At 41.0% G+C, this 8,727-nt stretch carries 8 protein-coding genes and 1 pseudogene; 5 read left to right on the top strand and 4 right to left on the bottom strand.

Annotation, left to right across the window (positions count from 1 at the left end):
- Positions 1-51 precede the first annotated feature (51 nt).
- Both UYC_RS0121975 and lepB read right to left on the bottom strand, forming a co-directional pair.
- Positions 52-636: an LURP-one-related family protein gene (locus tag UYC_RS0121975; protein WP_016875147.1), complete on the bottom strand. Its 585-nt coding sequence runs from the start codon at positions 634-636 to the stop codon at positions 52-54.
- Between the two features lie 314 nt (positions 637-950).
- Positions 951-1,601 (bottom strand): signal peptidase I, encoded by a 651-nt coding sequence (gene lepB / locus UYC_RS0121980; RefSeq protein WP_016875146.1) that lies wholly within the window; start codon positions 1,599-1,601, stop codon positions 951-953.
- Between the two features lie 263 nt (positions 1,602-1,864).
- On the opposite strand from lepB, the gene UYC_RS0121985 reads away from it, so the two are divergent.
- The gene (locus tag UYC_RS0121985; protein ID WP_016875145.1) at positions 1,865-3,184 is read left to right on the top strand and encodes a dihydroorotase; all 1,320 of its coding nucleotides are present in this window, start codon (positions 1,865-1,867) and stop codon (positions 3,182-3,184) included.
- A gap of 293 nt (positions 3,185-3,477) precedes the next feature.
- Here the strand turns inward: UYC_RS0121985 and UYC_RS39550 are convergent.
- Positions 3,478-3,687: pseudogene (locus UYC_RS39550) on the bottom strand (ABC transporter ATP-binding protein); the annotation flags it as partial.
- Positions 3,688-3,852: 165 nt separating this feature from the next.
- Here UYC_RS39550 and UYC_RS0121990 point away from each other — a divergent pair.
- From UYC_RS0121990 to cysK, 4 genes are all read left to right on the top strand, one after another.
- The gene (locus tag UYC_RS0121990) at positions 3,853-4,983 is read left to right on the top strand and encodes a sulfate ABC transporter substrate-binding protein (RefSeq protein ID WP_016879658.1); all 1,131 of its coding nucleotides are present in this window, start codon (positions 3,853-3,855) and stop codon (positions 4,981-4,983) included.
- 226 nt (positions 4,984-5,209) lie between these two features.
- The gene (locus UYC_RS0121995; RefSeq protein WP_016875143.1) at positions 5,210-6,229 is read left to right on the top strand and encodes a sulfate/molybdate ABC transporter ATP-binding protein; all 1,020 of its coding nucleotides are present in this window, start codon (positions 5,210-5,212) and stop codon (positions 6,227-6,229) included.
- A 192-nt stretch (positions 6,230-6,421) separates the two neighbouring features.
- Positions 6,422-6,889: an RrF2 family transcriptional regulator gene (locus UYC_RS0122000; RefSeq protein ID WP_016875142.1), complete on the top strand. Its 468-nt coding sequence runs from the start codon at positions 6,422-6,424 to the stop codon at positions 6,887-6,889.
- Between the two features lie 18 nt (positions 6,890-6,907).
- Complete coding sequence (gene cysK / locus UYC_RS0122005) at positions 6,908-7,867, top strand: cysteine synthase A (RefSeq protein ID WP_016875141.1); 960 nt, start codon at positions 6,908-6,910, stop codon at positions 7,865-7,867.
- 133 nt (positions 7,868-8,000) lie between these two features.
- Here the strand turns inward: cysK and UYC_RS0122010 are convergent, their stop codons facing one another.
- The gene (locus UYC_RS0122010) at positions 8,001-8,426 is read right to left on the bottom strand and encodes a YidH family protein (RefSeq protein ID WP_016875140.1); all 426 of its coding nucleotides are present in this window, start codon (positions 8,424-8,426) and stop codon (positions 8,001-8,003) included.
- Between the last annotated feature and the right edge of the window lie 301 nt (positions 8,427-8,727).

Genomic DNA, 8,727 nt, shown 5'->3' on the forward strand with positions numbered 1-8,727 from the left:
TTGGCAGTGCTATAAAAATAAAGAACAGGTTACAGGAGATAGGGTATAGGGCTAGCCGCGAGTCTTCTCAAGCAGAAGCATCATGATTAAACTTAACAACACTTGTTTTTCTTCGCGATCGCTTAATTGATCGACTGCTTTGATTGTAAATTTTCTAGAAAGAAAGGAGGGAATTTTTTCTAGGCGCATCACCACTGCACCATCTGTACGGCTGACTAAGTAGACAGGGTTAAATACATAACCGCTGAATATTCCCACAACGGGAATTTCCGCAAACAGAGCATCCATAACTTTGATCCAAGGGTTTTTTTCTTGGATGTACAGAGCGGATGTTTCGCCATCAAAGATGTCATAACGCGCCCGCCACAGAGATTTTAGCCCTCGTCTTTTCACTGAACCGATATAAGTTCCGTTGCTGTCTGTGAAATCGTAGCGCGCTGAAAAGTCAATAATGCGATCGGCTTTAATGTAGTAGAGTGGATTGTTTCGCTCCGCATCAGCAAAGACAGTAATTGCTTCCTTGAGTTTAAAGAGTTTCTGTTTGACGTAAAATACAAAACTTCCTTGAGTATCAATTACTGATATTTGTGGTGCAAATGCCCATAACTTAAATGTAAGTTCAAGAGGATACTGCATACGTGTAATAATAAAGTAACATTTCTTACTTTATTAATCCCATTTACACAAACTAAATAACAGATTTTTTATGTTAATTAGAAAGCGGTACCGATGAACTTTGTATACCAGTATGAAAAACTTTGTGTGGGTCTTTTCTCGTGGTAGATGCCCTTTGGGTGCTGAGATAGACTCACTGCATATTTCAGTCCACTTAAGTAGACTTGTGCGATTAGCCCAGAACTGAAGTTCTGGGCGTAAGCATCTTAAATCTTAGTAATTATACTTAAGTGATCGCTTGCAAAATTCCATCTTTGACTAATAATCTGGCTTTTTTAATTCTCCTGGGTATACAGTGGTGATTTATCAATTCCACCAATATGATTTAGGGGCCAAAAACGGAGAATGGCACGACCGATAATATTCTCACGTGGAACAACTCCCCAGCAGCGGCTATCATAACTGCTGCCACGGTTATCACCTAACACTAAGTAGGAATCAGGGGGTATCGTCACAGGTTTAGATAAAAAAGGTGGTTGTGGCCCTGAGGTACAAACATCTGTTACTGTACGTTGTGAAGGAGCCAGATACTTGTTTTCCAGCAGGGGTTGATTGTTAATATAAACTTTACCATTCCTGATTTCTATCTTTTCTCCTGGCAAACCAACAATACGTTTAATAAAAGCATCTTGATATTGTTCTTGTTGTAGCTCTTTTGTCGGTGAAAATACTACAATATCCCCTCTTTGAGGGTGAGAAAATTTATAACTCAACTTATCGACAATGATTTTGTCAGCCTCCCACTGGTTAGGTGAGCCGTGTAGTGTTGGCTCCATTGAACCAGAGGGAATCCAACGAGCTTCGGCGACAAAAGTACGAATACCCAAAGCGAGTACTATACTTAATACAATTGTTCTACCTAGTTCTGCAATCCAGGAGTTATCAGGTTTTTGGCTAGAGTTGTGATCAGACACTTGATTTTGCATGAAATTACTTGACTAAAGGCACAATGTGCAGGTGATAAACTTCTCTGTATGGGGATGCTATATAACTATATATTTGTTAATTTTAGCTTTACCAATTGATTTTTTGAGTTTGGTTGTGATGTTGGCAAGGTAATTTATACATCAAAGACGATAAACTTATTGGTAACACCTGACATAAATTTATTGCTAACAGTCCAACTAAGTTTAACCCAAACGAATAGTTATTTGTCACAAATCGCTCTTGCTCTAACACTCTATTATCCATGTCATCTTCTACCAGTTTGCTGATTCGCCGCGCTCAGATTGTTTTAACAAATGGAGACTTAATGATTGGAGATGTGCTGACGCGCGATCGCCTCATTGTCGAAATTGCACCCGAAATCTCCACAGCAGTTCCCGATAGAGAAATTGACGCACAAGGTTTAACTTTGTTGCCGGGAGTCATCGATCCGCAGGTACATTTCCGAGAACCAGGATTAGAGCATAAAGAAGATTTATTTACTGCTACTAGTGCCTGTGCCAAAGGAGGAGTCACTTCTTTTTTGGAAATGCCGAATACACGCCCTCTTACCAGCAATCAGCAAGCTCTTGATGATAAGTTGCAGCGTGCCCAAAATAAGTGTCTTGTCAACTATGGCTTTTTTATTGGGGCAACGGGAGAGAATCTGCCAGATTTACTTGCGGCTAATCCGACTCCGGGTATTAAAATTTTTATGGGATCGATGCATGGCCCGTTGCTCGTCGATAGCGAAGAAAAACTAGAGGCAATCTTTGCTCAGGGAAATCGTTTAATTGCCGTTCACGCTGAAGATCAAGCGAGAATAAACCAAAGGCGACAGGAATTTGCTGGTATTCACGATGTAGCGGTTCATTCTCAAATCCAAGATAATCAAGCAGCACTATTAGCAACCAAGCGGGCATTAAAACTTTCACAAAAATACCAGCGTCGCCTGCATATTCTGCATATGTCTACAGCAGAGGAAGCAGAGTTATTACGTGAGCACAAACCTAGTTGGGTAACGGCAGAGGTAACACCCCAGCATTTGCTTTTAAACACCAGTGCCTATGAAAAGATTGGCACCTTAGCGCAAATGAACCCGCCTTTGCGATCGCCCCACGACAACGAAGTTCTTTGGCAAGCTTTGCTTGATGGAGTGATAGATTTTATTGCCACGGATCACGCACCCCACACCCTAGAAGAAAAAGCACAACCTTACCCCAACAGTCCTTCGGGAATGCCTGGAGTAGAAACTTCACTTCCTTTAATGCTGACAGCGGCAAAGCAAGGACGATGTAGTGTTGCCCAAGTTGTGAAATGGATGTCAACTGCGGTAGCTAAAGCGTATGGTATTCCCAATAAAGGGGCGATCGCTCCCGGTTATGATGCTGATCTAGTGCTTGTAGATTTGAATACTTACCGTCCTGTTGTCCGCGAAGAGCTTTTGACTAAGTGTGGTTGGAGTCCTTTTGAAGGTTGGGATTTGACTGGTTGGCCTGTTTATACGATTGTTGGCGGACAGATTGTTTACGAGAAAGGCAAGTTAAATACACAGGTGCGTGGACAAGCTTTAACTTTTAATTAAGAATCGAGTATTGGAGATATAGAAAGAAAAGTTGTAGGGTGTGTTGTCGCCAAGCGCTGCACCATCCTATATTCCAATACGGTTTAGTTAGTGATGTAGATTTCTAGAATTGGACTTCACTGGGTAGCAAATGTTCTGGCGTGCGTTTCTTGCCCCAGGTAACTGTTTGAGTTCACTTTTGAGAGTGTAGTGACCACTGCTAAGGTCGGTTTCGGGAGAACCAGCTTACATTCGGTGTACTACACTCCTTCAATATACAAGCGTAAAATTTTCCCGTTTTGGCACGATGACCCCTGGATACGCCGTTGACGTTGCTTAACTGGAATATCATATAGCTTGGCAAAGATTAAAAGATTTTCATAACCTGTAAGACTACTATCAGCAGAAAGGGCTTGAGGTACGTAACCAATAACCTTTCTGACATCTGTGGATTGATGGGTGACATCATAACCAGCTATTGTTGCTTGTCCACTGCTTAGTGGTAGTAAGGTGCTTATATTTTTATTTCTAGAAAGTTTATAAAGTCATGAAATTTACATATTCTTGACTGGGATTGTGGTGTTTAATCTTGCTATTTCCTTGAGATATCTGTAGTATCTATTACTAAACACCAAATACTAATAGTCGATTGACTAATAGTAGATTAAAGCAAGGAGCCTAAAGTCAGTATGTGGTCAGATATCTGGAATCGATGGAAACGCCGATCTTTGAGAAGCTTTGTGTCGCTGTTTTTGGTAGGAGTGATTTTAAGTGTAGCGATCGCAGCCTGTGGGGGTAACAGCGAAAATGCAGCAACTACCAATAACCCTGGAGCTAGTCCAGTTGCAGCCAACAAGCAAGATGTGGAACTGACTTTAGTATCCTTTGCTGTCACAAAAGCAGCTCATGACGCGATTATTCCCAAATTTGCCCAGAAGTGGAAGCAAGAACAGAATCAAAACGTCACCTTTAAGCAAAGTTATGGTGGTTCTGGTTCTCAAGCCCGTGCAGTGATTGATGGCTTAGAAGCTGATATTGTCCATTTGGCTTTGGCTCTAGATGTGAACCGAATTGAGAAAGCGGGGTTAATTGAACCAGGATGGGAAAAAGAATTACCTAACAATGGAATTGTCTCTAAATCTGTGGCAGCCTTAATTACCCGTGAAGGTAATCCTAAAAATATCAAAACATGGGAAGATTTAGCCAAAGATGGTGTGCAGGTAATTACTGCCGATCCAAAAACTTCTGGGATTGCGCGTTGGAACTTCCTCGCATTTTGGAATGCGGCAATTCAATCTGGGGGTGGTGAAGAAAAAGCCCTAGATTTTGTTACTCAGATTTACACCAAAAATGTACCGTTGCTAACAAAAGATGCTCGTGAAGCCACTGATGCTTTCTTCAAGCAAGGTCAAGGTGATGTGCTAGTTAATTATGAAAACGAAATTATCTTGGCACAGCAAAAGGGTGAAAAAGTTAACTACGTTATTCCAGCAGTAAATATTTCAATTGATAACCCTATCGCTGTAGTTGATAAAAACGTTGATAAACATGGTACGCGTGAAGTAGCACAAGCTTTTGTGGAGTATCTATTTACCCCTGAAGCCCAAGCAGAATTTGCTAAAGTCGGATTCCGTCCAGTCGATGAAACCGCAACGCAAACAAAGGAACTAGCTGCTAAATATCCCAAAGTCAAAACTTTAGGTTCAGTAGTAGATTATGGCGGTTGGGATGCTGTCCAGAAGAAATTTTTTGCCGATGGGGCAATTTTTGACCAAATTCAAGCTCAGAAAGGTGACTGGGGATTAGGGGCTAGGGATTAGGGGCTAGAGGCTAGGGACAAATCCTATTACCCAATCCCCAATCCTCCTATGGCTGGTCGTATACATTGATACTGCTTTTACATTTAGGGTGTATTTACTTCTATTTTCTAATTCAAAGTAGGGGTATTTAGGAAGATGAATAAAGTTGAAATTTAATTTAAATACTAAATATCGGTTGGTAAATCGTAGTTGAATTTAATTCATACAATCTCAAGGAAGAAAAAGAATGGGAATTGTAATTGAAAATATTTCTAAGCATTACGGAAGTTTCCGCGCTGTTGATGAAGTTAGTTTAGAGATAAAAACTGGTTCTTTAGTGGCATTATTAGGCCCATCAGGTTCAGGAAAATCTACATTGCTACGCATCATTGCTGGTTTAGAAATACCAGATGCTGGTGAAATTTGGTTAGTGGGTGAAAATGCTACTTATCATAGCGTCCAAGAACGTAATATTGGCTTTGTTTTCCAGCATTACGCCCTATTTAAACACTTGACAGTGCGTGAGAATATTGCCTTCGCTATGGATCTGCGCAAGCATCCCAAACACCGGATTCGTCAACGTGTTGATGAACTTTTGGAATTGGTACAGATGCAAGGATTTGGCGATCGCTATCCTTCTCAGCTATCTGGTGGGCAACGACAACGGGTAGCATTAGCACGCTCTCTGGCTGTACAGCCTCGGATTTTATTATTAGATGAGCCTTTCGGGGCATTAGATGCTAAAGTTCGTAAGGATTTGCGTGTTTGGTTACGCAATCTGCATTCAGAAGTTCATGTCACGACTGTATTTGTCACTCACGATCAAGAAGAAGCAATGGAAGTTGCTGACGAAATTGTGGTCATGAATCAAGGAAGGGTAGAACAAGTTGGTAAACCAGCGGAAATTTATGACAATCCAGCCACACCATTCGTGATGAGTTTTATTGGCCCTGTAAATGTTCTACCTGCTGATGCTGGTATTTTACCCAACAAAAGTGCAGTTTCTGACCATGACAAAGTTTTTCTGCGACCCCACGATATCTTGATTAAAACCCATGCCAACGAGAATACTATGTCTGCGATCGTTGAACGAATCATTCATCTTGGTTGGGAGATTCGTGTGGAGTTAACTTTACGATCTGGTGAAATACTCAATGCTTATCTCAGTCGAGAAGAATTTTATCAGCTTCAGCTAGAAAAGGGGCAACGTGTCTACATCAAACCGAAACAAACAAAGGTGTTTCCTGCTGCTTACGCCATAAGGTAGGTAGCAACATATTTTTGCAATTTGGATCGATCCAGCCTCAGACTTAGATCAAAGTTTTGATAATGAAACATCGGTAATTTGATAAGCTTATAGTACTTTCATGAGGATTGAATAAATTGTATTGCAGCAAACATTATTTTTAACTGTTTTCTTACTTAATGTACAATAAGCCTATCAGTTAACCGTAGTATAATGAATGAGAGCTTAAGAAAACAAAAGTATGCCCTCTTGGATCTGTCTGCCAAAGTGGAATATGCGCTCATAGCACTTTTAGAGTTAGCTAACAATTGCGATCGCAAAACACCTGTAACTATGAGTGATATCTCTGCCAAGCATCCAATTCCAGAGCGGTATCTAGAACAAATTCTCACAAGTCTGCGGCGCTCTGGTGTGGTGCAGAGTCAACGTGGCTCTAAAGGTGGTTTTGTTTTATTGCGTGAACCTCGGCAATTAACCTTGTTAGAGGTTGTGATTATGTTGGATGGAGAACAGAAAGAAAAAGAATCCCTTGGTGAAGAAAATTTGGAAAAAATTTTGGTGCATAACATTTGGCAGCAAGCAGATTTAGCAGCACAAGATGTTTTGAGCCAATATACCATCCAAGATCTATTTGAGCAGCGAGAAGCACGGTTGCAGAAGAGCCAGATGTATTACATTTAATGACATAAGAATACTGTGATGAAAATTGCCAAAAATATTACAGAGTTAGTCGGACGTACTCCACTGGTGCAGTTAAACAGAATTCCTCAACAAGAGGGAGCTGTAGCAGAGATTGTAATCAAGTTAGAAAGCATGAATCCATCTGCATCTGTCAAAGACAGAATTGGCGTGAGTATGGTAGAAAGTGCAGAGGAGGCGGGTTTAATTCATCCCGGAAAGACGGTATTAGTAGAGCCGACTTCTGGAAATACGGGTATCGCTTTGGCAATGGTAGCTGCTGCTAAGGGCTATCATTTGATTCTGACTATGCCAGATACGATGAGTACGGAAAGACGGGCGATGTTGAGGGCTTATGGCGCTCAGTTAGAATTAACTCCTGGTATAGAAGGGATGCGGGGAGCGATCGCCAAAGCAGAACAAATAGTAGCACAATTGCCCAATGCCTATATGCTACAGCAGTTCAACAATCCAGCTAACCCCAAGGTACATCGCCAGACAACAGCCCTTGAAATTTGGGAAGATACCGATGGCAAGGTAGATATTTTGGTAGCGGGAGTCGGTACTGGCGGAACCGTGACAGGTGTAGCCCAAGTGATTAAACAGCGCAAGCCAAGTTTTCAAGCTATTGCTGTAGAACCAAGTAATAGTCAGGTGCTTTCTGGAGGTAGATCGGGAGCGCATAAAATTCAAGGAATTGGTGCAGGATTTATTCCAGCAATTTGCCGTCTAGAATTGATTGATGAGGTGATTGCAGTCTCTGATGAAGATGCGATCGCCTTTAGCCGCAGATTAGCAAGAGAAGAAGGTTTATTATCAGGTATTTCTACAGGTGCTGCGTTGGCTGCTGCGATTAGGGTAGCCAAGCGAAAAGAAAATAGCGACAAGTTAATTGTCATAGTTCAACCTAGTTTTGGCGAACGTTACTTGAGTACTACCCTATTCAAGGATTTGGTGGAGTTGGAATTATCTGTTTCTTAACCTATGGTGTAAACACAAGTCTATCTTTTCTCATTACCATGCTCTGCATGGTGATGAAAGAGGCAGAGCCTCAATCAATGCTTTCCCAGGCTAGAGCCTGGGAAAGAGAGAAAAACTACAAACCTATACTCCATTACTCCAATATAAAAGTCTGCAAATAATCTAGAGGAACTGTGAATACATAGTAGAGTACTCCCACACCCAGAAGAACTACAGCTAAACTTGCCAGAAATATCCAACGATCTGGGGGCTGGTAGGTATCCTCGTCAATGTCTTGACGAACAGCAAAATAATGCTGAGTTGAAAGTATTACTGTCAACACACCTACCAAGGCAAATGCCAAACCCAACTTCCAACCATTACCAGGAGGTTGCGGTGCTAATGGAGGGCGGATGATCCGCAACCGCACAATCAAAACACCAAAACCCATGAGCGCAATCCCACTCCGCATCCATGCTAGATAGGTACGTTCATTAGCCAAGTGATCCCGAACTCTGTCCGATCTGTATTTCTTTTTTTCTAAAGTCTTGACATCTAATTTTTCTAAGTCTGTTTTCATTAGATTTACGTCTTCAATGAACTGTCAAAATACTTAGATTTAATTAATATTATTTTATAAAATTTATCTTCAATAAAATCAATAAATTGTTTTTATCAAAATACAAAAATTGATAGATTACTAATTTGTTAGTAACTATAACACTATAGTCTTATAAATTAAGAGACTACCACTCAATAAATGTAGTGGACTGTCTAGACTAAAATGATGCGATAGAAAAGGCTCGTAGTAGCGCTTTAGCGCAGAATATGACTACGAATCTAATGCACAAATTTAGCCTTGACACGCTAGTAGTAGCGCG

This window comes from Chlorogloeopsis fritschii PCC 6912, assembly GCF_000317285.1.
Lineage (GTDB): Bacteria > Cyanobacteriota > Cyanobacteriia > Cyanobacteriales > Nostocaceae > Chlorogloeopsis > Chlorogloeopsis fritschii.

What these genes read in the sequence shown, in the direction of transcription:
- UYC_RS0121975 (WP_016875147.1), bottom strand. Translation starts at nt 636, where the DNA reads ATGCAGTATCCTCTTGAACTTACATTTAAGTTATGGGCATTTGCACCA.
- lepB (WP_016875146.1), bottom strand. Translation starts at nt 1,601, where the DNA reads ATGCAAAATCAAGTGTCTGATCACAACTCTAGCCAAAAACCTGATAAC.
- UYC_RS0121985 (WP_016875145.1), top strand. Translation starts at nt 1,865, where the DNA reads ATGTCATCTTCTACCAGTTTGCTGATTCGCCGCGCTCAGATTGTTTTA.
- UYC_RS0121990 (WP_016879658.1), top strand. Translation starts at nt 3,853, where the DNA reads ATGTGGTCAGATATCTGGAATCGATGGAAACGCCGATCTTTGAGAAGC.
- UYC_RS0121995 (WP_016875143.1), top strand. Translation starts at nt 5,210, where the DNA reads ATGGGAATTGTAATTGAAAATATTTCTAAGCATTACGGAAGTTTCCGC.
- UYC_RS0122000 (WP_016875142.1), top strand. Translation starts at nt 6,422, where the DNA reads ATGAATGAGAGCTTAAGAAAACAAAAGTATGCCCTCTTGGATCTGTCT.
- cysK (WP_016875141.1), top strand. Translation starts at nt 6,908, where the DNA reads ATGAAAATTGCCAAAAATATTACAGAGTTAGTCGGACGTACTCCACTG.
- UYC_RS0122010 (WP_016875140.1), bottom strand. Translation starts at nt 8,426, where the DNA reads ATGAAAACAGACTTAGAAAAATTAGATGTCAAGACTTTAGAAAAAAAG.